General features: G+C 73.7%; 24 protein-coding genes. 9 read left to right on the forward strand and 15 right to left on the reverse strand.

Annotated features, from left to right (window positions below; all coding sequences use genetic code 11):
* Positions 1 to 38 precede the first annotated feature (38 nt).
* The 13 genes from AMOR_RS01800 to AMOR_RS01855 form a co-directional block, all read right to left on the reverse strand.
* Complete coding sequence (locus AMOR_RS01800; RefSeq protein WP_248357834.1) at positions 39 to 410, reverse strand: GFA family protein; 372 nt, start codon at positions 408 to 410, stop codon at positions 39 to 41.
* 151 nt (positions 411 to 561) lie between these two features.
* Positions 562 to 1,512: a malate dehydrogenase gene (mdh, locus tag AMOR_RS01805; RefSeq protein ID WP_248357836.1), complete on the reverse strand. Its 951-nt coding sequence runs from the start codon at positions 1,510 to 1,512 to the stop codon at positions 562 to 564.
* 43 nt (positions 1,513 to 1,555) lie between these two features.
* Complete coding sequence (locus tag AMOR_RS01810) at positions 1,556 to 3,790, reverse strand: NADP-dependent isocitrate dehydrogenase (RefSeq protein WP_248357838.1); 2,235 nt, start codon at positions 3,788 to 3,790, stop codon at positions 1,556 to 1,558.
* A 499-nt stretch (positions 3,791 to 4,289) separates the two neighbouring features.
* Positions 4,290 to 4,412: a hypothetical protein gene (locus tag AMOR_RS29620; protein ID WP_256468113.1), complete on the reverse strand. Its 123-nt coding sequence runs from the start codon at positions 4,410 to 4,412 to the stop codon at positions 4,290 to 4,292.
* Entirely contained in the window at positions 4,409 to 4,909 is a 501-nt protein-coding gene (locus AMOR_RS01815; RefSeq protein WP_248357840.1) for a hydrogenase maturation protease, read from the reverse strand. Before AMOR_RS01815 ends, AMOR_RS29620 begins: the two co-directional genes overlap by 4 nt.
* Positions 4,906 to 6,219, reverse strand: a complete 1,314-nt coding sequence (locus AMOR_RS01820) for a hypothetical protein (RefSeq protein ID WP_248357842.1) — start codon at positions 6,217 to 6,219, stop codon at positions 4,906 to 4,908. Before AMOR_RS01820 ends, AMOR_RS01815 begins: the two co-directional genes overlap by 4 nt.
* Positions 6,216 to 6,896, reverse strand: coding sequence for a DUF5947 family protein (locus AMOR_RS01825; protein WP_248357844.1), 681 nt, complete (start codon positions 6,894 to 6,896; stop codon positions 6,216 to 6,218). The genes AMOR_RS01820 and AMOR_RS01825 overlap by 4 nt, the downstream gene beginning before the upstream one ends.
* Positions 6,893 to 7,453: a NifU family protein gene (locus tag AMOR_RS01830; protein WP_248357847.1), complete on the reverse strand. Its 561-nt coding sequence runs from the start codon at positions 7,451 to 7,453 to the stop codon at positions 6,893 to 6,895. The genes AMOR_RS01825 and AMOR_RS01830 overlap by 4 nt, the downstream gene beginning before the upstream one ends.
* 8 nt (positions 7,454 to 7,461) lie before the next feature.
* On the reverse strand, positions 7,462 to 7,710 hold the full coding sequence (locus AMOR_RS01835; protein ID WP_248357849.1) for a hypothetical protein: 249 nt from the start codon (positions 7,708 to 7,710) through the stop codon (positions 7,462 to 7,464).
* A gap of 4 nt (positions 7,711 to 7,714) precedes the next feature.
* Positions 7,715 to 9,499, reverse strand: coding sequence for a nickel-dependent hydrogenase large subunit (locus AMOR_RS01840; protein WP_248357851.1), 1,785 nt, complete (start codon positions 9,497 to 9,499; stop codon positions 7,715 to 7,717).
* Positions 9,500 to 9,527: 28 nt separating this feature from the next.
* Positions 9,528 to 10,655: an NADH-quinone oxidoreductase subunit B family protein gene (locus tag AMOR_RS01845; RefSeq protein WP_248357853.1), complete on the reverse strand. Its 1,128-nt coding sequence runs from the start codon at positions 10,653 to 10,655 to the stop codon at positions 9,528 to 9,530.
* An 84-nt stretch (positions 10,656 to 10,739) separates the two neighbouring features.
* Entirely contained in the window at positions 10,740 to 11,540 is an 801-nt protein-coding gene (hypB, locus tag AMOR_RS01850) for a hydrogenase nickel incorporation protein HypB (protein ID WP_248357855.1), read from the reverse strand.
* 1 nt (position 11,541) lies between these two features.
* Positions 11,542 to 11,874, reverse strand: coding sequence for a hydrogenase maturation nickel metallochaperone HypA/HybF (locus AMOR_RS01855; protein ID WP_248357857.1), 333 nt, complete (start codon positions 11,872 to 11,874; stop codon positions 11,542 to 11,544).
* 152 nt (positions 11,875 to 12,026) lie between these two features.
* On the opposite strand from AMOR_RS01855, the gene hypF reads away from it, so the two are divergent.
* The 5 genes from hypF to hypE are packed head-to-tail and all read left to right on the forward strand — an operon-like array spanning position 12,027 to position 17,297.
* The gene (gene hypF, locus AMOR_RS01860; protein ID WP_248357859.1) at positions 12,027 to 14,309 is read left to right on the forward strand and encodes a carbamoyltransferase HypF; all 2,283 of its coding nucleotides are present in this window, start codon (positions 12,027 to 12,029) and stop codon (positions 14,307 to 14,309) included.
* Positions 14,287 to 14,556 (forward strand): HypC/HybG/HupF family hydrogenase formation chaperone, encoded by a 270-nt coding sequence (locus tag AMOR_RS01865; protein WP_248357861.1) that lies wholly within the window; start codon positions 14,287 to 14,289, stop codon positions 14,554 to 14,556. Before hypF ends, AMOR_RS01865 begins: the two co-directional genes overlap by 23 nt.
* Positions 14,553 to 15,671 (forward strand): hydrogenase formation protein HypD, encoded by a 1,119-nt coding sequence (hypD, locus tag AMOR_RS01870; protein WP_248357863.1) that lies wholly within the window; start codon positions 14,553 to 14,555, stop codon positions 15,669 to 15,671. Before AMOR_RS01865 ends, hypD begins: the two co-directional genes overlap by 4 nt.
* Positions 15,668 to 16,249, forward strand: coding sequence for a D-sedoheptulose-7-phosphate isomerase (locus AMOR_RS01875; protein WP_248357865.1), 582 nt, complete (start codon positions 15,668 to 15,670; stop codon positions 16,247 to 16,249). The genes hypD and AMOR_RS01875 overlap by 4 nt, the downstream gene beginning before the upstream one ends.
* Complete coding sequence (gene hypE, locus AMOR_RS01880) at positions 16,239 to 17,297, forward strand: hydrogenase expression/formation protein HypE (RefSeq protein WP_318653845.1); 1,059 nt, start codon at positions 16,239 to 16,241, stop codon at positions 17,295 to 17,297. Before AMOR_RS01875 ends, hypE begins: the two co-directional genes overlap by 11 nt.
* A gap of 248 nt (positions 17,298 to 17,545) precedes the next feature.
* Here the strand turns inward: hypE and trxC are convergent, their stop codons facing one another.
* Entirely contained in the window at positions 17,546 to 17,998 is a 453-nt protein-coding gene (trxC, locus tag AMOR_RS01885; protein ID WP_248357867.1) for a thioredoxin TrxC, read from the reverse strand.
* 237 nt (positions 17,999 to 18,235) lie between these two features.
* Here trxC and AMOR_RS01890 point away from each other — a divergent pair, with 237 nt between their 5' ends.
* From AMOR_RS01890 to AMOR_RS01905, 4 genes are all read left to right on the forward strand, one after another.
* The gene (locus AMOR_RS01890) at positions 18,236 to 19,138 is read left to right on the forward strand and encodes a carbohydrate kinase family protein (protein WP_248357869.1); all 903 of its coding nucleotides are present in this window, start codon (positions 18,236 to 18,238) and stop codon (positions 19,136 to 19,138) included.
* Positions 19,139 to 19,142: 4 nt separating this feature from the next.
* On the forward strand, positions 19,143 to 20,669 hold the full coding sequence (locus AMOR_RS01895) for a glycoside hydrolase family 13 protein (RefSeq protein WP_248357871.1): 1,527 nt from the start codon (positions 19,143 to 19,145) through the stop codon (positions 20,667 to 20,669).
* A 134-nt stretch (positions 20,670 to 20,803) separates the two neighbouring features.
* On the forward strand, positions 20,804 to 21,154 hold the full coding sequence (locus AMOR_RS01900; protein ID WP_248357873.1) for a cupredoxin domain-containing protein: 351 nt from the start codon (positions 20,804 to 20,806) through the stop codon (positions 21,152 to 21,154).
* Positions 21,155 to 21,164: 10 nt separating this feature from the next.
* The gene (locus AMOR_RS01905; protein ID WP_248357875.1) at positions 21,165 to 22,097 is read left to right on the forward strand and encodes a metallophosphoesterase family protein; all 933 of its coding nucleotides are present in this window, start codon (positions 21,165 to 21,167) and stop codon (positions 22,095 to 22,097) included.
* Between the two features lie 39 nt (positions 22,098 to 22,136).
* Here the strand turns inward: AMOR_RS01905 and AMOR_RS01910 are convergent, their stop codons facing one another.
* Positions 22,137 to 22,397 (reverse strand): IPT/TIG domain-containing protein, encoded by a 261-nt coding sequence (locus tag AMOR_RS01910; RefSeq protein WP_248357877.1) that lies wholly within the window; start codon positions 22,395 to 22,397, stop codon positions 22,137 to 22,139.
* Positions 22,398 to 22,618: the final 221 nt, after the last annotated feature.

Below are 22,618 nucleotides of genomic sequence, written 5' to 3' on the forward strand. Positions count from 1 at the left end.
CCCGGCCCACGCCCCGCGCAGGGCCCCGCCCGCCGCGGTCAGCCGTCGACGGGCAAGCTCCGGCCGTCGAATGACCGGATGGGCACGGCCGCGAGATCGATGCCGTCGAGGCACCGGACGTTCACGGCGATCATCTCCCGCCCGTCGGGGCCCCGGCCACGCGAGAACGAGCGGATCCCGCACCGGTCGCAGAACAGGTGGTGGATGGCCTTCTTGCCGAACTGGTAGTCGGTCAGGTGATCCGCGCCGGCGAGCAGGTCGAACCGCTCGGTGGGGACGAACGTCAGCGCGGTGCCGGTCTTCTGGCAGATCGAGCAGTTGCAGGCGAGGGCGCCGTCGAGGTCCGCCGTCACCCGGTAACGGACGGCGCCGCAGTGGCAGCCGCCCGTGTACGTCTTCGCCTCGGCCATCGGTCGCTCCACGGTTCGGGGGAGGATGGGGTCCTAGCGTCGGCGGGCGCCTGGCGCAGCCCCGGCGAGCGGGCAAGCGAAGAGGGCGCCGCCCCTCTCGGAGCGGCGCCCTCGGATGATGCCCTGCGCGCGGCGCGAGCCGCGCCGTCGGCTACTTCAGGGTCGCGACGAGCTCGCGGACCGCCTTCACCGACTTGTCCATCATGGCCTGCTCCTCCGCGTTCAGCTTGAGCTGGAGGACCTTCTCCGCGCCGCCCTCGCCGATGACGACCGGCACGCCGACGTAGAGGCCGTCCACGCCGAACTCGCCCTTGAGGAAGGCGCAGGTCGGGAGGACGCGCTTCTGGTCCTTGAGGAACGACTCGGCCATCGCGATGGCGCTCGAGGCCGGCGAGTAGAACGCGCTGCCGGTCTTGAGGAGGGCGACGACCTCGCCGCCCGCCCCGCGGGTCCGCTTGACCATCGCGGCCATGACCTCGGCGGCCTTCGCGGCGCCGTACTTCTGCTCGAGGAGCTCCATCACCGGGACGCCGCAGACGCTGGTGTAGCGGACGAGCGGCACCATGTCGTCGCCGTGGCCGCCGAGGGTGACGGCGGTGACGTCCTTCACGGAGACGCCGAGCTCCCAGGCGATGAACGCCGCGAAGCGCGCGGAGTCGAGCACGCCGGCCTGGCCGACCACCCGCTTGTGCGGGAAGCCGGTGATGCGCTGGCAGAGCGTCACCATCGCGTCGAGCGGGTTCGAGATCACGATGACGAAGGCGTTCGGGGCGTACTGCTTGATGCCCTCGGCGACGCTCGTCATGATCTTCGAGTTGACGGAGATGAGGTCGTCACGGCTCATGCCCGGCTTGCGGGGCAGGCCGGCGGTGACGATCACGACGTCCGCGCCCTTGATGTCCTCGTAGCTGTTCGTGCCCTTGAGGCTCACGTCGAAGCCGTCGACCGGCGCCGCCTCGGCGATGTCGAGCGTCTTCCCCTGGGGCAGCCCCTCGACGATGTCGAAGAGGACCACGTCGCCGAGCTCGCGGAGCGCCGCGAGCTGAGCGAGGACGCCGCCGATCTGCCCGCCGCCGATGAGAGCAATCTTCTTCCTGGCCATGTCAGTCTCCTTGAAGAGAGGTCTGGTTCGGAAAACCCTTCACCTACGCCATAGCATCCACGATCGCGTTGAGCGTCGGGCTGGGACGCATCGCCGCGGTCGTCTTCTTCGTGTCCGGCCGGTAGTAGCCGCCGGTGTCGACCGGCTTCCCCTGCGCCGCGATCAGCTCCGCGTCGATCTTCGCGGCGTTCTCGCCCAGCTGCTTCGCGACCTTCGCGAAGCGCGCCTGCAGCTCCTTGTCCTTCGTCTGCTCCGCGAGCGCCTCGGCCCAGTAGAGGGCGAGGTAGAAGTGGCTGCCGCGGTTGTCGATCTGGCCCACCTTGCGGGCCGGGGACTTGTTGTTGTCGAGGAACTTGCCGATGGCCTTGTCGAGCGCCTCGCCGAGGACGGCCGCCTTCTCGTTCTTCGAGGTGGCGGCGATGTGCTCGAGCGACGCGCCGAGGGCGGAGAACTCACCGAGCGAGTCCCAGCGGAGGTAGCCCTCCTTCACGAACTGCTGGACGTGCTTCGGGGCCGAGCCGCCCGCGCCGGTCTCGAAGAGGCCGCCGCCGGCGAGGAGCGGGACCACCGAGAGCATCTTCGCGCTGGTGCCGATCTCGAGGATCGGGAACAGGTCGGTGAGGTAGTCGCGGAGCGCGTTGCCCGTGACCGAGATCGTGTCCAGGCCCTCGCGGATCCGCTTGACCGAGTACCGCATCGCCTCGACCGGCGGGAGGATCTTGATCTCGAGGCCGACCGTGTCGTGCTCCTTCAGGTAGGTCTCGACCTTCGACATGACCTGCGCGTCGTGCGCGCGGGCCTTGTCGAGCCAGAAGACCGCGGGGGCCTTCGTGGCGCGGGCGCGGGTGACGGCGAGCTTCACCCAGTCGCGGATCGCGGCGTCCTTCGCCTGGCACATGCGGAAGATGTCGCCCTCCTCGACGCTCTGCTGGAGCAGCGTCGCGCCGCTCGCGTCGTCGACCACGCGGATCGTGCCGTTCGCCTGGGCGATGAAGGTCTTGTCGTGCGAGCCGTACTCCTCCGCCTGCTGCGCCATGAGGCCGACGTTCGGGACGCTGCCCATCGTCGCGGGGTTGAACGCCCCGTTCTTGCGGCAGTCCTCCATGATCTCCCGGTACATCGTGGCGTAGCAGCGGTCCGGGATCGTGGCCTTCGCGTCCTTCAGCTTCCCGTCCGGGCCCCACATCTTCCCGGACTCGCGGACGACGACGGGCATCGAGGCGTCGACGATGATGTCGTTCGGCGCGTGGAGGTTCGTGATGCCCTTGTCGGAGTCGACCATCGCGAGCGCCGGGCGCACCGCGTAGGTGGCCTTGATGTCGGCCTCGATCTCGGCGCGCTTGTCGGCCGGGAGCGTCTGGATCTTCTTGTAGAGGTCGCCGAGGCCGAGGTTCGGGTTCACGCCGGCCTGCTTGAGCGCCGCGCCGTGCTTCGCGAACACGTCCTTGAAGTAGACGGTGAGCGCGTGGCCGAACATGACGGGGTCGGAGACCTTCATCATGGTGGCCTTGAGGTGCAGCGAGAAGAGGACGTCGTTCTTCTTCGCGTCCTCGATCTGCTCCTCGTAGAACTTCCGGAGCGCCTTCACGCTCATGTGGGTCGAGTCGATGATCTCGCCCGCCTTGAGCGGCGCCTTCTTCTTGAGGACGGTCGCCTTCCCGTCCGCGCCGACGAACTCGATGCGGTAGTCGATCGGCTTCTCGACCGTCATCGACGTCTCGTGGGCGTAGAAGTCACCGCCCATCATGTGCGCGACGTGGGACTTCGAGTCCGGCGACCACGCGCCGAGCTTGTGCGGGTTCTTCTTCGAGAACGCCTTCACGGAGAGCGGCGAGCGGCGGTCCGAGTTGCCCTCGCGGAGCACCGGGTTCACGGCGCTGCCCAGGCACTTCGCGTAGCGGGCCTGGATCGCCTTCTCGGCGTCGTCCTTCGGCGCCTCGGGGTAGTCCGGGATCTTGTAGCCCTTGCCCTGCAGCTCCTTGATCGCCTCCTTGAGCTGCGGGATCGAGGCGCTGATGTTCGGGAGCTTGATGATGTTCGCCTCGGGCGTCCGGGCGAGCTCGCCGAGCTGGGCGAGGTAGTCGGGGATCTTCTGCGCCGGCGTCAGGTTCTCGGGGAAGTTGGCGATGATCCGGCCGGCGAGGGAGATGTCCCGCGTCTCGACGGAGACGCCGGTGCCCTTCGTGAATGCCTGGACGATCGGGAGCAGCGAGTACGTGGCCAGCGCGGGCGCTTCGTCGATTTCCGTCCAGATGATCGTGGAAGTCTTCGTCGTCATGTCCCTCTTCCTTGGTTTTCCTGTTTCACGGGCAGCGAACTTCACCAACGGTCTCGAGTGCCTCTCACCCCGCTCCAGGGCCTGGGCTCGTCTGGCAGAGCGAGTGGGGCTCCCGGGCTCCAGCCCTCGGCTGGCTGTCCTCTGCGCGGCCGGTCTGGATGGAGTGCGACAACTACCCGATCCGCTGGCTCGACTCAATCGGTCGGCGCGGGTTTTCTCACGTCGGAACGGGCAGATAAATCGACCGCGCCGGTCGTGAACCAGGCCCGCGCGGAGGCGCGCGCGCCGCGCGGGTCACGGTCACGGCCAAAGGTCGTGCGCAATGCGCAATGCGTGCGCCCGATGCGCGAATCGGCACCCTCGAGCGACGCCCGCCCGGGGACCGGAGCGGTCCAGAATCCGACGCGCGCGAAGACCGAACGGCCGGCGCGCGCGCGATATTTCTGGCGCGTCAGGACGCGAGCGCGGCTGGCGGAGGTCGCCGATCCGGCCCGCGCCGCTACATCCGCTTCATGCGGGCGTACCGGCGCAGGCTCGGCACGAACGGCAGCGCGACCAGCGCCACCCCGGCCATCACCAGGCCCACCGTCACGACGCCCCGCGTCCGGCTCCGATTCCTCATGACCGCGCCTCCTCCACCGGGGCGACGTCGCCCATCAGCGCCCGGTCCACGAGCTCCCGCACCAGCCGCACCGCGGGACCGACCGCCGCCTCGACGGCGTCGCCGAGCCCCATCCGCGCTTGGATCGCGCCGGGCTCGCACCCGACGATCAGGATCCGGGGGAGCTTCCCGCCCATCGCCCGCGCCGTGGCGAGGACCGCCCCGACGTCCATCGCGTGCGCGCCGCCGCCCGTCCCCTCCGGCGCCGCGTCGAGCGCCGGCTCGACGACGTACAGGGCGCCGGGCGCCCCGCCCCGGGGCAGCGCATCCACGATCACGGCGAGCCGCAGGGGGTCGAGCAGCCGGAGCGCGAGCTGCAGCCCGCCGATCCCGAAGTCCGTCACCTCCACGTCCGCCGGGAGCGCCTCCTCCGCGAGGCGCCGCACGACCTCGACGCCGAACCCGTCGTCCGCGAAGAAGACGTTCCCGACGCCCGCGATCAGCACCGGCGCGCTCACCGCCCGACCTCCGGCGCCGGGGCCGGCGCGAGCCGCTCGACCTCGTCGGTGAGGAAATGGTGGTAGCGGCCGTACCAGTCGTGCAGCTCGGCCGCGGGGTCGTCGTCGATCGTGACCGCGAGCCACTCCCGGTCGTCCACGTCCCGCCGGACGGAGCGGACGGTGGCGACGTGCCCCGCGTAGAGCAGGTCCTGGGCGTCGGTGCGGCGCGCCCCGGGGCGGAGGACGACGCGGTCGCCCGGGCGGAACGTCGCCGGCTCCGGCGCGGGCTCCGGCCGCGGGATCATCTCGGCGCCGTCGAGCGCGCGCGTCGCGCCGTGCAGCCGCTCCAGCAGCTCCGGAGGCAGCCCCTCGACGCGGTCGAGCAGCGCGGCGGCCCGCGGGTCGGTGGCGCGGACCTCCCGCTTCTCGGCCTCGGTGAGCGTCGACGTCCTGAGGGCGAGGAGCTCGTCGATCTCGGTCGCGTCGAAGAAGTCGCCCGGGCTCTCCGGCGCGAGGCGCGGGTGGTCGTAGAGGATGATGGGCGCGCAGAGCACGAGATCGCGCTCGCCCGCCTCTCCCGCCAGGACCGGCCAGGTGGCGACGCTCCGGCACGCGGCGGCGGCCGCCGCGGCCCACTCCGGCGGATCGAGCGGAGACACGAACGCCCCGTCCTCGAGGGCGAGGACGAGGTGCGTCGAGAGGCAGGACGCCGGCAGGATCGCCTCGCGCCGCGCGCCGGGGTCGCCCCAGGGCGTGAGGTTCTCCACCCGGACCCGGACGCGGAGCAGCGGGCGATCCGCGTCGACCGGCTCGCACGCGACGCGCACCTCGCCGCGCACCGGCGAGCGGGTCCACGAGACGCGCCCGGCGGTTCCACCCGCCGCGTCCGCGACCGGCTCGACCTCGGTGTCGCCGCGGAGCTCGAAGCTCTCGACGCGCTCGGGGCCGCCCGCCGCCAGCGTCCCGTCGAGCGCGATCTCGCGGAGCTCGCCCTCGTCCCAGGGCACGAGCAGCCGCCCGCCGGCATCGAGCGCCTCGACGGCCCGGAACGCTCCCCCGCCGCCGGCGACGGCCTCCTCCACGAGACGCCGGCGCGCCTGCAGGAACCGGAGCCGGCCGGAGAGCCGCGGCGTCCCGGCGGGCTCGACGAGGCACCGTGCCTCGAGGAACCACGGCTCGCAGCCGCCCGCCTCGCTCCAGGCGCGCGGCGCGAGCACGCCGAACGAGAAGCGCCAGCGGTTCTTGGGCGCCGAGGCGCGGTACGGGTACAGCACGTACCCCTCGAGCAGGACCGCGTCGGCGATCCGGCGTGCGCGATCGAGCCTCATGACCGCCCTCCTCCCGTGCCGGGCGGCGCCACGAGCACCGGGCGGGCGCGGGCCGACAGCTCCGCGAAGGCCGCGTCGATCGCGCGACGCGCCTCCGGGCCGCCGTCGAAGCCCCGCCAGGCGCTCCGCAGCCGGCCGGCGAGCGCGTAGCAGCGATCGATGGGCACGAGCAGCATCTGGAGGCGCCCCGCGCCGGCCACGCCCGGCCCCGCCGCGGGCTCGCCGCGGACGAGCAGCGCCTCCACGTCCGGCTCGGCGCAGGACGCGAGGCGGCTCCGCGCCGCGATGCGGGACCACGCGTCGAGCGGAAGCGCGGACTCGATGGCGCCCGCCGGACCGGGATAGACGGCGACCCAGCGCCCCATCGCCGTGCTGCGGAAGAGGAACGCGAGCCGCACCGGCACCTCGAGCGCCGCCCAGTCCGCCTCGGTGAGCTCGAAGCCGGGCTCGCTCAGGACGCGGGACGGGATCGTCCGGAACCGCGTCCCCGCGGCGGGCTGCACGAAGAGCCGCCCGCAGGTCGTGCAGGCGCACCGGATCGTGTGGCGGTCGAGGTCGACGACGTGCGGGTGGCCCGGGCCGGCCGGGGCGCTGCACAGCTCGCAGGCCTCCTCCTGCGGGTCCGGCGCGCGGGGGGGCGGCCGGGCGAAGCGCGCCAGCGCCGCGAGGGCGGTCATGGCGACGCAGCCTCCCCGGACCCCGGCGGCCGGCCGAGCGTGACGAGCCGCTCGCGCTGCGGCTCCGCGATCGCCGCGCCCGCGAGCTCGACCCGCGCGACCTCGGGAGCGGCCTCGAGGAGGCTCTGCTCCACGGCGCGCGCCAGCGCGGCCCCGGAGGACGCGCACCCGCCCGGCGCGACGGCGAGCCGCAGCCGCACGACGCCGTCCGCGCCGACGCCGAGGAGGTCGAGCTGGACGTCCGCCCCGAGCTGGGCCCGCAGCGCCTCCACCGCTCGAGCGAGGCGCTCCTCGGTCGGGAGCGGGTGGAGCCCATGCAGCAGGAGGAGGCTCGAGACCAGCTCGTCGTCGCACAGGCGCGCGACGAGCGCCGGATCGAGCCGGCCGGAGTCGGCGGCGGCGAGCGCGAGCATGCGTCCGAGGCCCGCCCCGTACAGCCCGACCACCCGGCGCACGAGCTCCTCGATGCGCTGCCAGGTCGTGGGCCCCGCCATCCCTCGCAGCTCGTCGAGGAGCCGCGCGATCCGGTCGCCCTCGCCCTTCGGGTCCGGCGCCATGGCGTCCCCTACGACGGCTGGAGGTTCGGCATGCGGGGATCGATCGGGTTCCGCGCGCGCGGGTTGATCCCGGTCGATCGCTCGGCGGTGGCGGTCGCGAACCGGCGATCCCTGGGGTCCTGATGGATCCCGACCTCCCGCTCGATGCTGCCCGGCTGGTTGCCCTCCCGGATGCCGGGGACGTGCGAGGGCGCGGTCGGCGCGACGTCGCGCCTCCCCACCCGCAGGTTCGCGAACCACCTCGACTTGCGCGCCATGGCGTCACCTCGCGCCGAGCCCGAGCATCGGCGAGTGCCGCTGCTCGAGGACCCGGCCCTTCCCCAGGTACATGTGGACGCCGCAGGGCAGGCACGGATCGAAGCTCCGCACCGTCCGCATGATGTCGATGCCCTTGAACGACTCCTGCCCGTTCTCCTCGAAGATGGGCAGCCCCTGCACGGCGTCCTCGTAGGGCCCCGGTGTCCCGTACTCGTCGCGCGGGCTCGCGTTCCAGGGGGTGGGCGGGTACGGGTGGTAGTTCGCGATCTTCCCGTCGCGGACGACGAGGTGGTGCGAGAGCACGCCGCGGACCGCCTCGTGGAACCCGCAGCCGATCCCGTCGTCCGGGACGGCGAAGTCCTCGAACACCTTCACGTCGCCCTGGCGGACGAGGTCCATCGCGCGCTCGAGGAAGTGCATCGCCATCGCCGCGGCGTACACGATGAAGTACGCGCGGGCGCGCGTGCGCTCGAGCGTGTTCGCGCCCGCCTCCGGGATCCGCCACTCGTAGCGCCGCTCGGGGTAGTTCGCGCTCCGCGGCAGGTCGATGGTCACGCTCCGGCCGGTGGACTTCACGTACGGGGTGTCGACGAGGCCGGCGAGCGCCGTCGCCCAGAGCCGGGCGAGCGGCCCGCCGCCGGTGTCGAGCGCCAGGTGGTCCTTCCCGTCGAACCAGCGCGGGCTCATCACCCAGCTGTACGGCCCGTCCTCGAGGTTCCGCTTCTGCGGCTTCGGGAGCGTCGTCTGGTTCCAGGGGTGCCGCTTGTCGATGGCGTTCCCGAGCGGATCCTCCTGCACGAAGGTCTGCTCCTGCTCCCAGTCGTCGTAGTACGAGCTGCCGAGCAGGATCCGGAGCCCGAGGTTGATCTCGACGAGGTCGGTGGTGACCAGCTTCCCGTCGACGACGATCCCCGGGGTCACGTACATCGCGCGCCCCCACTTCGTCATCGTCCTGTACTTGTAGTCGCAGACGTCGGGGTTCTGGAACGAGCCCCAGCAGCCGAGCAGGGTCCGGCGGAGGCCGACCTTCTCGTACCCGGGGAGCGCCTCGTAGAAGAAGTCGATCAGGTCGTCGTTCAGCGGGACGAGCTTCTTCGCGAAGTCGAGGAACCTGAGCAGGCGGGACAGGTAGTCGGTGAACACCTGCGGGGTCGCCACGGTGCCGACGCCGCCGGGGTACACGGTCGACGGGTGGACGTGGCGACCCTCCATCAGGCAGAACATCTCGCGCGTGAGGCGGCTCATCTGCAGCGCCTCGCGGTACATCGCGCCCTGGAACGGGTTGTACGACCGCATGATGTCCGCGATCGTGCGGTGGCCGTGGACGTCCGCGTGCGGCGCCGGCGTGCGCTCCGCCTGCTCGAGCAGCTTCGGGTTCGTCTCCTTCACCATCCGCTCGCAGAAGTCCACGAACACCAGGTTGTCCTGGAAGATGGCGTGGTCGAACATGTACTCGGCGGCCTCGCCGAGGTTGACGATCAGCTCGGCGAGCGGCGGCATCTTGATGCCGTACGCCATGTTCTGCGCGTAGACGGAGCAGGTGGTGTGGTTGTCGCCGCAGATCCCGCAGATCCGGCTCGTGATGAAGCCGGCGTCGCGCGGGTCCTTCCCGCGCATGAACACGCTGTAGCCGCGGAAGAGCGACGAGGTGCTCTTGCACTCCACCACCTCCCGGTTCGCGAAGTCGATCTTCGTGTAGATGCCCAGGTTGCCGATGATCCGGGTGATCGGGTCCCACGCCATCTCGACGAGCTTGCGCTCGGGCTGCGCGCCGACGGTCGGTTCCATCTCCCCTCCCCTGGTCCGGGTGCTGCGTTCAGCGCGGCTCGGGGCCGCTCGCCGTCGCCGGGTGGCTGGCGTGGAGCTCCCGCTCGTGCTCCCGGTAGCTGCGCGCGCCGGCCCCGCCGGTCGACCAGCGCGGGTCGTAGCCGGTCGTCAGCTCGGCCCGGTCGTGCCGCCAGCGCGGCTCCTGGCTCACGGTGTCGTTCGTCATGCTCCGGAGCGTGCGGATGAGCCGGCCGTAGGTCCGGATGAGCCTGCTCGACACGGCGGCCCCGGGCGGCTGGTCCATGAACGGCATGAACTTGTCGGGGAAGCCGGGCATCGTGCAGCCGATGCAGATGCCGCCCACGTTCGGGCAGCCGCCGACCCCGTTCATCCAGCCGCGCTTCGGGACGTTGCAGTTGACCACCGGCCCCCAGCAGCCGACCTTCACCTGGCACTTGGGCGAGTTGTAGTCGAGCGCGAAGTCGCCCTGCTCGTAGTAGCCGGCGCGGTCGCAGCCCTCGTGCACGGTCTTCCCGAAGAGCCACGTGGGCCGGAGCTGCTCGTCGAGCGGGATGATCGGGTTCAGGCCGGCCGCCTGGTAGAGGAGCCAGGTCAGCGTCTCCATGAAGTTGTCCGGCTGGACGGGGCAGCCCGGCACGTTCACCACCGGGAGGCCGCCTGCGCTCCGGAAGTCCCAGCCCAGGTAGTCGGCGAGCCCCATGCAGCCGGTGGGGTTCCCGGCCATCGCGTGGATGCCGCCGTAGGTCGCGCAGGTGCCCACCGCCACGACGCCCCAGGCCTTCGGCGCGAGCTCGTCGATCCACTCGTTCAGCGTCTTCGGCTGGCCGTCCGGCCGGTTCCCGAACGACGTCCAGAAGCCGTCCCCGTTCACGTGCTCGTTCGGGATGGAGCCCTCGATCACGAGCACGAACGGGTGCTCGAGCTCGCCGCGAGCCGCCTTGCGGAACACCGCGAGGTAGTCCTCGCCGCCGAGCGAGTAGTCCAGCACCTTGTTGTGCAGGTGGACCTTCGGGAGCCCGGGGACGAGCCCGAGCACGACGTCCTCGATGGCCGGGTTGGTCGCCGCCGTGACGGAGACCGTGTCGCCGTCGCAGCTCATCCCCTCCGAGATCCACAGGATGTGGACCTCGTCCACGCCCGACCTCGTGCGCGCCATGCCCGGCCTCCCGCGGATGTCGCCCGGAAACGTGAGTACGTCGCCGTGGGGCCGCAACGCAGGGCGGTCCGGGCGCCCGCGGCGTCAGCGCCCGCTCGCCGCGCCGAGCCGCGTCCGCAGCCACGCCAGCCACGCGTCGAGGCCGTCGCCGCGCGTCGCCGAGATCGGGATCGCCTCCAGGCGCGGGTTCACCTGACGTGCGTTTGCGAGGCACCGCGCGACGTCGAACCCGACGTGCGGGACCAGGTCGACCTTGTTCAGCAGCATCAGGGCGCTCGCGCGGAACATGTGCGGGTACTTGAGCGGCTTCTCCTCGCCCTCCGGCGTGGACGCGATCACCACCTTCGCGCGCTCGCCGAGGTCGAAGAGCGCCGGGCAGACGAGGTTCCCGACGTTCTCGACGAAGAGCAGCGACCCCGCCGGCGGCGCGAGCCTCCGGAGCGCGTCCGCGATCATCGCCGCGTCGAGGTGGCACCCGCGCCCGGTGTTGATCTGGACGACGGGGCAGCCGGTCGCACGGATCCGCTCGGCGTCGAGCGGCGTCTCCTGATCGCCCTCGACGACGGAGATCGGCACCTCGCCGGCGAGCGCGCGGAGCGTGCGTTCGAGGAGCGTCGTCTTCCCTGCGCCGGGGGAGCTCACGAGGTTCAGCGCCGTCACCCGCTTCGTGGCGAGCCACGCGCGGTTCTCCGCGGCGATCCGGTCGTTCTTCCCGAGCACCTCCTGCTCGAGGCGGAGGAGCCGCGGGGAGGCCGCCGCCCGCCACGGCGCGCCGGGCGCGTGCTCGTGCCCGTGCGGGTGGACGTGCGGCGCGACGTGCGCGTGCTCGTCGCCGGCCCCGTGCTCCGCGCCCGCCGTCCCCGAGCAGCCACACGTCGCGCACATGTCAGGCGACCTCCACCGCCTGCACGAGGAGGCGGTCGCCCGCGACGAGCTCGAGGTCCGCGCTCCCGCAGGCGCAGAGCGGCACGCGGGCGTCGACCTCGGCATCCCGCGCGCCGCACGTCCGGCACGTCGCGCGGGCGGAGACCTCGACGATCTCGAGCGCGGCGCCCTCCAGCGCGGTGCCGCGCGCGCAGGCCTCGAAGCAGAACCTCAGCGCGTCCGGTTCCACGCAGGTGAGCCGCCCTACCTCGACGAGGACGCGCGTCACGCGCGCGCCGCCCACCCGCTCTCCGACGGCATCGACCACGCTCTCCGCGATGGCGAGCTCGTGCATGCAAGGGAGACGTGGCCCCTCGGGCCGCCGCGGGCAAGGCCGCGGCCCGGCCGACCCGGGGGGTTCGCGGAGCGTCCGGCCCCGCGCAACCTTGAGGCAGGACCACGCGCACGATGCGGGCGACGGAGCGAGAGGTCGGACCACGGACGGCCATGCGGCGCGGGATCCGCGTGCGGGGCGCGGTGCAGGGGGTCGGCTTCCGGCCGACGGTGTTCCGCCTCGCGCGCGACGCGGGGCTCGCCGGGCTCGTCCGGAACGACGACGACGGGGTGTGGATCGAGGTCGAGGGCGCGCCCGAGGCGCTCGAGGCCTTCCCCGGCCTGCTCCGGGCGCGGGCGCCGCCGCTCTGCCGCATCGACGCGGTGGAGGTCGCGCCGCTCGCGCCGCTCGGCGAGGCGGGGTTCCGCGTCGCCGCGAGCGCGACGGGGCTCGCGGCGCGCGCCGCGATCCCGTCCGACGCGGCCACTTGCGACGAATGCCTGCGCGAGCTCGGCGATCCGGGCGATCGGCGGCACCGCTACCCGTTCGTCAACTGCACCGACTGCGGGCCGCGCTACACCATCGTCCGCGACGTGCCGTACGACCGCGCGCGCACCACGATGGACCGGTTCGCGCTGTGCCCGGCCTGCCGCGCCGAGTACGAGGACCCGGGGAGCCGGCGGTTCCACGCCGAGCCCAACGCGTGCCCAGCCTGCGGCCCGCGGCTCGAGCTTCGCGCTCCGGGGCGGCCGGCCGCGACCGGAGACGCCGCGGTCTCCGCGGCCGTGGCCGTGCTCCGCGGAGGCGGTGTGGTCGCGGTGAAGGGGCTCGGCGGCTACCTGCTCGCCACCGACGCGCGCGACGAGGCCGCCGTGGCGCGGCTCCGGGTCGCGAAGCGCCGGCCGCACCGGCCGTTCGCGATCATGGCGCGCGACCTGGCGGAGGCCCGCGCGGTCGCCGAGGTCGACGAGGCCGGAGCGGCGCTCCTCGCCTCGCGGGCGCGGCCGATCGTGCTCCTCCCGGCGCGCCTCGGCGCCGGCGTCGCACCGTCGGTCGCGCCGGGCCTCCCCGAGCTCGGCCTCATGCTGCCGCCGACGCCCCTCCACCACCTGCTGCTCGCCGACGGCCCGCGGCTCCTCGTCATGACGAGCGGCAACGTCTCGGAGGAGCCCATCGCGCGGAGCGACGCCGAGGCGCTCGAGCGGCTCGCGCCGCTCGCCGACGCGGTCCTGCTGCACGACCGCGAGATCCACGCACGGGCGGACGACTCGGTGGTCCGGGTCGTCGACGGCCGGCCGCTGATCCTCCGGCGCGCCCGCGGGTTCGTCCCGGAGCCCGTGCCGCTCCTCGACGCCGCGCCGCCGCTGCTCGCGGTCGGGGCGGAGCTCAAGGCGACCGTGTGCCTGGCGCGCGGCGGAGAGGCGGTGCTCTCGCCGCACCTCGGCGACCTCTCGAACGTCGAGACGCACCGCTTCTTCGCCGAGGTGATCGAGCGCCTGCCGCGCCTGCTCGGCGTCCGCCCCGAGGCGGTCGCCCACGACCTCCACCCGGACTACGCGTCCACGCGCTGGGCGCTCGCGAGCGGCCTCCCGCGCGTCCCGGTGCAGCACCACCACGCGCACGTCGCCGCCTGCCTCGCGGAGCACGGCCGCGGGGGGCCGGTCCTCGGGATCGCCTTCGACGGCACGGGCTGCGGCCCCGCCGGCGACCTCTGGGGCGGCGAGGTCCTGGCGGTGGATCTCCGCGGGTTCCGCCGCCTCGCCTGGCTCCGCCCCATCGCGCTCGCGGGCGGCGAGGCGGCCATCCGCGCGCCGTGGCGGCTCGCCTGCGCGGCGCTCCTCGACGCCGGCGAGCCGCTCGACCTGCTCGCGCGGATCCCGCCGCCGCGCCTCGCCGCGGTCTGCGACCTGCTCGCGCGCGGGGTCGCGTCGCCGCGCGCCACCGGCGCGGGACGCTGGTTCGACGCGGTCGCCGCGCTCTGCGCCGTCCGCGACGAGATCAGCTACGAGGGCCAGGCCGCCGTCGAGCTCGAGGGGGTCGCGGCGCCGGGCGAGGCGGCCCCCTACCCGTTCGCCCTCGCCCCTGGCCGGGCCGGCACGGAGGTCGACCTCCGACCCATGGTCCGGGCGCTCGCGGCCGAGCTGCGGGGCGGCGCGGGGGCTGCCTCCGCGTCCGCGCGCTTCCACGAGACGCTCGCGCGCGCCGTCGGCGCCGCCTGCGGGCGCGCCCGCGAGGAGACGAGGCTCGGCACGGTCGCCCTCTCCGGCGGCTGCTTCCAGAACCGGCGGCTCTCGGAGCGCTGCGCGGCGCTGCTCGCCGGCGCGGGGTTCGAGGTGCTGCGACACGGGAAGGTCCCGCCGAACGACGGCGGCATCGCGCTCGGGCAGGCCGCCATCGCGGCCCACCGCCTCGCGCGCGGAGGAGGGGCGGCGCATGTGCCTCGCGATCCCCGGTGAGGTGGTGAGCGTCCGGCGCGACGAAGGCGTGCGCATGGCCGACGTGCGCTTCGCGGGCATCTCCCGCGAGGTGTGCCTCGAGTGCCTGCCCGACGCCGACGTGGGCGACTTCGTGCTCGTGCACGTCGGCTTCGCGATCTCGAAGGTCGACCGCGAGGAGGCGCTGCGCGCCTACCGCGCCCTCGACGTGATGGGTCACACCGCCGAGCTCACGGCGGACCGGCCCGGACCGGAGCCCGGCTCATGAGGTACGTCGACGAGTACCGCGACCCCGCCCTCGCGGCGAAGCTCGCCGAGCGCATCGCGGAGACGGTCACGCGGCCGTGGGTGATCATGGAGGTCTGCGGCGGGCAGACCCACTCCATCGTCCGCTACGGCATCGACCGGGTGATCCCGCCCGCCGTCGAGCTCGTGCACGGCCCGGGCTGCCCGGTGTGCGTCACCTCGCTCGAGATGATCGATCGCGCCCACGCCATCGCCTCGCGCCCGGACGTCGTGTTCACCTCGTTCGGCGACATGCTGCGCGTGCCGGGCTCGCGCGGCGACCTCCTCCACCTCCGCGGCCAGGGCGCGGACGTGCGGGTCGTCTACTCGCCGCTGGACGCGCTCCGGATCGCCAGGGAGAACCCGTCGCGGCGGGTCGTCTTCTTCGCGGTCGGGTTCGAGACCACCGCGCCGGCGAACGCCATGGCGGTGTGGCGCGCCCGGCGCGAGGGCGTGACGAACTTCTCCATGCTGGTCTCCCACGTGCTGGTCCCGCCGGTCATCGCCACGATCCTCCAGTCCGCCGGCAACCGCGTGCAGGCGTTCCTCGGGCCGGGCCACGTCTGCGCGGTGATGGGGTTCCGCGAGTACGCGTCGCTCTCGGAGCGCTACCGCGTTCCGATGGTGATCACCGGGTTCGAGCCCCTCGACCTGCTCGAGGGGATCTGGATGACGGTGCGCCAGCTCGAGGCGGGCCGGGCCGAGCTCGAGAACCAGTACGTCCGCGCCGTGTCGGCGGAGGGCAACCGGCCCGCCCGCGACCTCGTCTTCGAGGTGTTCGAGGTGTCGGACCGCAAGTGGCGCGGGGTCGGCTCCATCCCGAAGTCCGGCCTCAAGCTCGCCCACGAGTATCGCGCGCACGACGCCGAGCGGCTGTTCGAGGTGGACGACATCGTGACGCGCGAGTCGCCCCTCTGCATCAGCGGCCAGATCCTCCGCGGCCTGAAGAAGCCGTGCGACTGCCCCGCCTTCGGCCGGCAGTGCACCCCCCAGACCCCGCTCGGCGCGACCATGGTGTCGTCCGAGGGGGCGTGCGCCGCCTACTACCAGTACGGGCGCTACCTCGAGTCCGAGGCGGCGCGAGAGGTCCCGGGATGAGGGACGCCATCCTCAGGAAGGCGCGCGAGAGCGCGGAGGTGAAGCTCCGGTTCTTCGAGGAGAGCGCCGGCGCCCTCGAGGCCTGCGTCCGCGCGCTCGCGGAGCGGTTCCGCGCCGGCGGGCGCCTCCTCGTGATGGGCAACGGCGGGTCCGCCGCCGACGCGGCCCACGTCGCGATCGAGTTCGTGCACCCCATCGTCGAGAAGCGGCGCGCGCTGCCGGCGCTGGCGCTCACCACGGACGGGACGACGCTCACCGCGATCGGCAACGACACCGACTTCTCCCGCGTCTTCGTCGATCAGCTCGAGCTGCTCGGCCGCCCGGGCGACGCCGCGCTGGGGATCTCGACGTCCGGCGCGTCCGCGAACGTGAACCGCGCGCTCAAGCGGGCGCGGGAGCTGGGCCTCCTCACCATCGGCTTCGCCGGCCGCGACGGCGGCCGCATGCCGGACGTCTGCGATCACTGCTTCGTGGTGAAGACGTGGTCGATCCACCGCGTCCAGGAGACGCACACGGTCCTCCTGCACCTGCTCTGGGACGAGGTGCACGTGGCCCTGGGAGAGGACGATGTCCTCTGACGCGACGGCACCGTTCACCGACTGCCCGATCCCCATCGCCGACGCGAAGGAGATCCTGATGGGCCATGGGAGCGGCGGGAAGCTCACCGCCCGCCTGGTCGAGGAGCTGATCCTCCCCGCGTTCCGCAACCGGTTCCTCGAGCCGCTCGACGACCAGGCGCTCCTGCCGGTCGGCGGCGGCCGCGTCGCGTTCACCACCGACTCCTACGTCGTGACGCCCCTCTTCTTCCCCGGGGGCGACATCGGCGAGCTGGCGGTGAACGGCACCGTGAACGACCTCGCCGTGGGCGGGGCGCGGCCCCTCTTCCTGTCGCTCGCGTTCATCCTCGAGGAGGGGCTGCCCCTCGCGGAGCTGGAGCGCGTGATCGCGTCGGTGCGCCGCGCCGCGGAGGCGGCCGACGTGCTCGTGGTCACCGGCGACACCAAGGTCGTGAACCGCGGCAAGGGCGACAAGCTCTTCGTGAACACCGCCGGGATCGGCGTCCCGCTCCCGGGGGCGAGCCTGTCGTCGCGCCGCGTCGCGCCCGGAGACGCCGTCCTCCTGTCCGGTCCCATCGGCGACCACGGCGTCGCGATCCTCTCGCAGCGCGAGGGCATCGCGTTCGGCGGCGACGTCCGGAGCGACACCGCGCCGCTCCACCGGCTGATCGCCGCGGTGCTCGAGGCATTCCCGGACGTCCACGCCATGCGCGACCCCACCCGCGGAGGCGTCGCGGCGACGCTCGTCGAGATCGCCTCGCGCGCCCGCGTCGGGGTGGAGGTGGACGAGCGGGCGATCCCGGTGCGGGACGCGGTGCGCGGTGCGTGCGAGCTGCTCGGGCTCGACCCGCTGCTCGTCGCGAACGAGGGCAAGGTGGTCGCGTTCGTGCCGGAGGAGGGCGCCGCGCGCGCGCTCGACGCGATGCGTTCCGACCCGCTCGGCCGCGAGGCGGCGCGGATCGGGACGGTCACCGGGGAGCACCGGGGGATGGTCACGCTCCGGACGCCCATCGGCGGCCGGCGCATCCTCGATCTCCCGTTCGGCGAGGCGTTGCCCAGGATCTGCTGAGCCCGCGCGCCGGAACGCCGTTTGACCCCCAACGAGGCGGTTGAGCACGGTGCGCGTCGGCCCTACTCAATGGTTGTCGGTTGCCAGCGTTCCCGCCTCGGCCGACTGTGCAGGGCGCGAGCGACCGACCACCGCCGTACTCGACGTGCCCCCAAGGCGCGCCGGGCTCGCGGCGAACAGCCGACCGCCTCGGGCCCTGAAGCTTCGTTGTCAGGGCCCTTGGTGTCTCTGGCCGCCGACGTCCGCGCTCACGCCGAGACGCTCGCCGCCGCAGCGACCGCGAACCGGCGAAGCTCCTCGAGCGGCAGCGCGCCCGAGACGCGCTCCACCTCGCGGCCATCGCGGAACACGACGAGCGTCGGGATCGCCTGGATCCCGAACCGCGCGCCGGCGGCGGGCTGCGCCTCCGTGTCGAGCTTGAGGACCACGAAGCGCCCTGCCTGCTCCCGCGCGAAGCGCTCGAGCACCGGTGCGAACGCGCGGCACGGCGCGCACCAGGGCGCCCAGAAGTCCACGATCACCGGCGCCGGGCTGGACGCTATGGCGCCCTCGAGGGCGGCGAGGTCGACGTGCTCGGGGGTGCCGGACGTGTCGAGGTCCGACTTGCACTTCCCGCACACCGCCTGGCGATCGGTGACGAGCAGCGTCATCCGGTTCATGGCGCCGCAGCGCGGGCACCGGAAGATGAGGGGCGAGGGCATGGGCGACTCCCGTGGTGTCCACCTGAGATACCAGCTCCGGGGCCCGGCTCGCCGGTCGCGCGCGGGTGCCCCCGCAGAGCGAGCCCGGCGCTCGAGCGTGCTGCGCGCACGAGCGCTGGGCGGTCGCCCTTGTTCCGGCCGCGCCGCGCGGCGGCCCCCGCGGGAGCGCTCCGGCGCGCCCCGCACCCGCTAAGATGGCGGGGAGGCCGGAGCGGGCGATCCGGCGGAGGACTCGCCGTGGCGAAGGTCCTGGTCCTGGGCGGCGCCGCCTGGAACACGATGATCCGCCTGGACCGGTTCCCCGAGCCGCGCTCGCAGACCGTGTTCAGTCGCGGCTCCCACGAGGCCGTGGGCGCGACCGGCGCAGGCAAGGCCCTGAACCTCCGGGGGCTCGGCGTCGACGTGACGTTCCACGCCATGCTCGGCGACGACGTCCCGGGGGCGCGCGTGCGGGAGGCGCTCGCGCGCGCCGGGGTCACGCTCCTCTGGGATCCCGATCCGGCCGGCACCGAGCGCCACGTGAACCTCATGGACGCCGACGGAGGCCGGATCTCGATCTACGTCGCGTACGCGACCCAGGAGCCCCGGTTCGACCAGGCGCGCCTCGAGCGGCTCTTCCCGTCCCAGGACGCGATCGCGCTGAACATCAACAACTACTGCCGGCGCCTCGTCCCGGCCCTGCGCCGCGCCGGGAAGCCGATCTGGTGCGACGTCCACGACTGGAACGGGCGCGACGCGTACCACCGGGACTTCGTCGAGGCCGCCGACTACCTGTTCATGAGCTCCGACGCGCTGCCGGACCACCGGCCGTGGATGGAGCGGCTGATCGCGGCCGGGAAGCGGCTCGTGGTCTGCACGCACGGGCGGGACGGCTCGACGGCGCTCACGTCGGACGGGACCTGGATCGAGACGCCCATCGCGCCGGGGTTCGAGCGGCGCGACACGAACGGCGCCGGGGACGCCTTCTTCTCGGGCGTGCTCCACGGGTGGCTCCTCGGACGCTCGTGGCCGGTCGCGCTGCGCCTCGGGACCATCGTGGCAGGCCTGTGCATCGCCTCCGACGAGCTGGCGCACCCGGAGCTGAGCGCGGTGCGCGTCCTCGCCGAGTACCGCAGGGTCCACGGCGCCGACCCGGGCTGAGCCAGTGGACCTCGGACCTCCGGCCTGGGTGCACGACGCGGTGTTCTACGCCGTGAACCCCGACCGGTTCGCGCGCGATCCCGAGCCGAGCCCGCACCCGTGGGACGACGGCGCGCTCGAGCCGTGGGACGCTCCGCCGGCGCACCGGGCCTACAAGGGCGGGACGCTGCGCGGTCTCGCGGCGCGCCTCGACCATCTGCTCGCGCTCGGCGTGGACGCCCTGTACCTCACGCCGATCTGGCCGTCCACGACGCATCACCGGTACAAGCCGATCGACCACCTCCGCGTCGAGCCGCTGCTCGGCGGCGACGCGGCGTTCGACGCGCTGCTCGCGGCGGCGCACGCGCGCGGCCTGCGGGTCGTGCTCGACGGCGTGTTCAACCACGTCGGCCTCGGGTTCCCGCCCTTCCTCGACGTGCTGGAGTACGGCGAGCGGTCTCCGTGGCGCCGGTGGTTCCGGATCGCGGGCTGGCCGCTCTCGCCCTTCGATCCGTCGCGCCCCGCGAACTACGCCTGCTGGAACGGGAACCGCACCATGCCGGAGCTGGCGCACGACCACCCGCCGGTGCGCGAGCACGTCCTCTCGGTGGTCGAGCACTGGCTCCGGCGCGGCGTGGACGGATGGCGGTTCGACGCGCCCGCGGGCGTCGGCGACGTCGCGTTCTGGCGCGAGCTGCGCCGGCGCGCCCGTGCCGTCCGCGCGGACGCGTACCTCCTCGGCGAGTGCTGGACGGACGCCTCGGCGTGGCTCGACGGCACGCAGTGGGACGGCGCCACCAACTACCCGCTCATGGGCGCCATCCACCGCTTCGCGGCCGGCGCACGGATCCGGCCGGAGCACCTCGTCCCCGGCACCCCGCCCCAGGTCCCGCTCGACGCGGCGGGGTTCGCGCGCGAGGTGGAGGGGCTCGTCGCGCGCCATCCCTGGCCCATCCCGCTCGCGCAGCTCGACTTCCTCGGCACCCACGACACCGCGCGCTTCCTCACGGTCGCGGGCGGCGACCGCGCGAGCGTCGAGCTCGGGGCGCTGCTCCTCTTCACGCTGCCCGGGGCGCCGTGCCTGTACGCGGGCGACGAGGTCGGGATGCAGGGCGGCCTCCCGCCGGCGTCGCGCGGTGGCTACCCGTCGCACGAGCGCTGGGACCTCGCCCTCCTCGACCTGCACCGCCGCCTCGCCGCCGTGCGCCGCGCGAACGCCCCGCTCCGCCGCGGAACGCTTCGGCCCCTCCACGCGGCCGGCGACCTCCTCGTGTTCGAGCGCGTCGCCGGTGGCGAGACGGTGATCGTCGCCGTCAACGCCGGCACGGCGGCCGCTCGCGCGAGCGTGCCCCTCCCGCGGGCGGCGCCGCCGTGCCTGCTGGAGGTGGGCGCGGCGGGCGCGCGCGCATCGGGCGGAGCCGGCGCGCCGCTCGAGGTCGTCGTGCCCGGGCGGTCGGGCGTCGTGCTCGGGGCCTGCCGGCCCGCGAATCTCCACGGTGCCTTCGCCACGAGCTCGAGCTCCGCCGAGTCCACGTCGGAGACGAGGGCGTAGCCGCACGCCGCCTCGCCAGGATCGAGTGGAGCCCGCGGGCGGCGGTTCCGGCGCGGTCCATCGGGGGCGCGCCGGAACCGTCGGCGCGGTTCGGCGTCCGCCACGTCGACGACCCGACGAAGGGAGACACGCAAATGATCCCCACCCGAACCGCATCGAGGATCCGGACGCTGGCCGTGGCAGCCTGCGCCGGCCTCCTGATCGCCGCCGCCGGCGACGCCGGCCCCGGCCAGGCCTCGCCGCGCGAGGTCCGCATCTCCGCGCACCGCTACCTGCCCCAGACCGTCACCGTCCCGCGCGGCGCCACGGTGCGCTGGGTGAACGAGGACGACGATCCGCACACCGTCACGTCCGACGGCGGCGCGTTCGCCTCGCGCGGGATCGACACGAGCGAGACGTACACCTTCACCTTCGACGCGCCGGGCTCGTTCCCGTACCACTGCGCGCTCCACCCGACGATGACCGGCACGGTCGTGGTGCAGTGAGGAGGCGGCCATGAGCGACGAGCGGGGTCACGGACGCAGGACGTTCCTCCGGTGCATGGCGTGGGCGGGGACGGGGGTCGTGTGGACGCTGGAGGGCGGCCTGCTCCGGTCGCGGGCCCTCGCGGACGAGCAGGCTCCCCCGCTCGCGCGCGATGCGTTCCGGTTCGTCCAGATCAGCGATACGCACGTGGGGTTCAAGGGGGAGGCCAACCCCGAGGCGATGGCGAGCTTCGGGCAGGCCATCGCGCGGATCCGGGAGGTGGCGCCCGCGCCGGCCCTCCTGCTGCACACCGGCGACCTCTCGCACGCGCAGAAGGCGGGGGCGTTCGACCTCGTCGCGGAGCGGCTCAAGGAGGTGCGCGCCGGCGAGACCTTCTTCACGCCCGGCGAGCACGATGTCTTCGTCGACGGCGGCAAGGAGTTCTTCGCGCGCTTCGGCCGGGGCACCACCGGCCAGGGCTGGCGCAGCTTCGACCTCGCCGGCGTGCACTTCGTCGGCCTCGTGAACGTGCTCTCGTACAAGGGCGAGGGGCTCGGGATCCTCGGCGCCGACCAGCTCGCCTGGCTGCGCGGCGACCTCGAGGGCGTCGCGGCGAGCACGCCCGTGGTGGTGTACGCGCACGTGCCGCTCTGGTCGGTCTACCCCGCGTGGGGCTGGACCACCGCCGACGGGGAGCAGGCGCTCGCGCTCCTCCGGCGCTTCGGCTCGGTGACGGTCCTCAACGGTCACATCCACCAGATCCTCCAGAAGGTCGAGGGGCAGATCACGTTCCACACCGCGGCCTCCACGGCCTTTCCGCAGCCCGCGCCGGGCACGGCGCCCGCGCCCGGCCCGATGAAGGTCCCTGCCGAGCGGCTCGGGAAGGTGCTCGGCGTCCGGACGGTCACGTACGTGCCCCGGACCGGCCCGCTGGCCGTGGTCGATCACCCGCTGGTCCGGTAGGTCGCGCGTCGCCGCCGCGCCGTAGGACCGGTCCCACACCTAGGGCGCGGCCGCCACGTACCGGTAGCTCCAGCCCCTGGACCCGGTCCTGCCGTCCGGGTTGGTCACGGACACCAGGACGCGGCCCGGCGGGTGCGGGCCCGTCACCGCGACCAGCTTCCCGGGGCCCACCGCCTCGACGCCCGTCGCCGCGACGCCGCCGACCTTCACGATCGCGCCCGGGGCGAGGTTGAAGCCCGTGATGGTGATCCGGGTGCCGCCGGTCGAGGGACCCGACCGCGGCTCGACGCGCGAGATCATGGGCGACGGCGGCTCTGCGCCCGAGGGGTGCCCGTGTCCGCCCAGCGCGCGCGCCGGTGCGGCGAGGGCAAGGATGGCAGCGGCGGCGCTCGCGAACGAACGGACGGACCACGCGGTGGACACGGACCTCGTCTAGCTCCCGCCGGCCGCGGTCGCACGCCGGCCGCGGCCCTCGACGGCGTGCGGCACGCCCGGCCGTGCACCCGCGCCGCCTGGCCGCC

The organism is Anaeromyxobacter oryzae (assembly GCF_023169945.1).
GTDB classification, from domain to species: domain Bacteria; phylum Myxococcota; class Myxococcia; order Myxococcales; family Anaeromyxobacteraceae; genus Anaeromyxobacter; species Anaeromyxobacter oryzae.

Excerpts from the sequence above, each read along its gene's own strand:
- AMOR_RS01865 (WP_248357861.1), top strand. The coding sequence starts at position 14,287 with ATGTGCCTCGCGATCCCCGGTGAGGTGGTGAGCGTCCGGCGCGACGAA.
- AMOR_RS01910 (WP_248357877.1), bottom strand. The coding sequence starts at position 22,397 with ATGATCTCGCGCGTCGAGCCGCGGTCGGGTCCCTCGACCGGCGGCACC.
- hypB (WP_248357855.1), bottom strand. The coding sequence starts at position 11,540 with ATGTGCGCGACGTGTGGCTGCTCGGGGACGGCGGGCGCGGAGCACGGG.
- AMOR_RS01830 (WP_248357847.1), bottom strand. The coding sequence starts at position 7,453 with ATGGCGCCGGACCCGAAGGGCGAGGGCGACCGGATCGCGCGGCTCCTC.
- hypE (WP_318653845.1), top strand. The coding sequence starts at position 16,239 with ATGTCCTCTGACGCGACGGCACCGTTCACCGACTGCCCGATCCCCATC.
- AMOR_RS01840 (WP_248357851.1), bottom strand. The coding sequence starts at position 9,499 with ATGGAACCGACCGTCGGCGCGCAGCCCGAGCGCAAGCTCGTCGAGATG.
- AMOR_RS01875 (WP_248357865.1), top strand. The coding sequence starts at position 15,668 with ATGAGGGACGCCATCCTCAGGAAGGCGCGCGAGAGCGCGGAGGTGAAG.
- AMOR_RS01825 (WP_248357844.1), bottom strand. The coding sequence starts at position 6,896 with ATGACCGCCCTCGCGGCGCTGGCGCGCTTCGCCCGGCCGCCCCCCCGC.
- AMOR_RS01810 (WP_248357838.1), bottom strand. The coding sequence starts at position 3,790 with ATGACGACGAAGACTTCCACGATCATCTGGACGGAAATCGACGAAGCG.
- trxC (WP_248357867.1), bottom strand. The coding sequence starts at position 17,998 with ATGCCCTCGCCCCTCATCTTCCGGTGCCCGCGCTGCGGCGCCATGAAC.
- AMOR_RS01905 (WP_248357875.1), top strand. The coding sequence starts at position 21,165 with ATGAGCGACGAGCGGGGTCACGGACGCAGGACGTTCCTCCGGTGCATG.
- hypF (WP_248357859.1), top strand. The coding sequence starts at position 12,027 with ATGCGGCGCGGGATCCGCGTGCGGGGCGCGGTGCAGGGGGTCGGCTTC.
- AMOR_RS01820 (WP_248357842.1), bottom strand. The coding sequence starts at position 6,219 with ATGAGGCTCGATCGCGCACGCCGGATCGCCGACGCGGTCCTGCTCGAG.
- hypD (WP_248357863.1), top strand. The coding sequence starts at position 14,553 with ATGAGGTACGTCGACGAGTACCGCGACCCCGCCCTCGCGGCGAAGCTC.
- AMOR_RS01900 (WP_248357873.1), top strand. The coding sequence starts at position 20,804 with ATGATCCCCACCCGAACCGCATCGAGGATCCGGACGCTGGCCGTGGCA.
- AMOR_RS01835 (WP_248357849.1), bottom strand. The coding sequence starts at position 7,710 with ATGGCGCGCAAGTCGAGGTGGTTCGCGAACCTGCGGGTGGGGAGGCGC.
- AMOR_RS29620 (WP_256468113.1), bottom strand. The coding sequence starts at position 4,412 with ATGAGGAATCGGAGCCGGACGCGGGGCGTCGTGACGGTGGGCCTGGTG.
- mdh (WP_248357836.1), bottom strand. The coding sequence starts at position 1,512 with ATGGCCAGGAAGAAGATTGCTCTCATCGGCGGCGGGCAGATCGGCGGC.
- AMOR_RS01855 (WP_248357857.1), bottom strand. The coding sequence starts at position 11,874 with ATGCACGAGCTCGCCATCGCGGAGAGCGTGGTCGATGCCGTCGGAGAG.
- AMOR_RS01845 (WP_248357853.1), bottom strand. The coding sequence starts at position 10,655 with ATGGCGCGCACGAGGTCGGGCGTGGACGAGGTCCACATCCTGTGGATC.
- AMOR_RS01800 (WP_248357834.1), bottom strand. The coding sequence starts at position 410 with ATGGCCGAGGCGAAGACGTACACGGGCGGCTGCCACTGCGGCGCCGTC.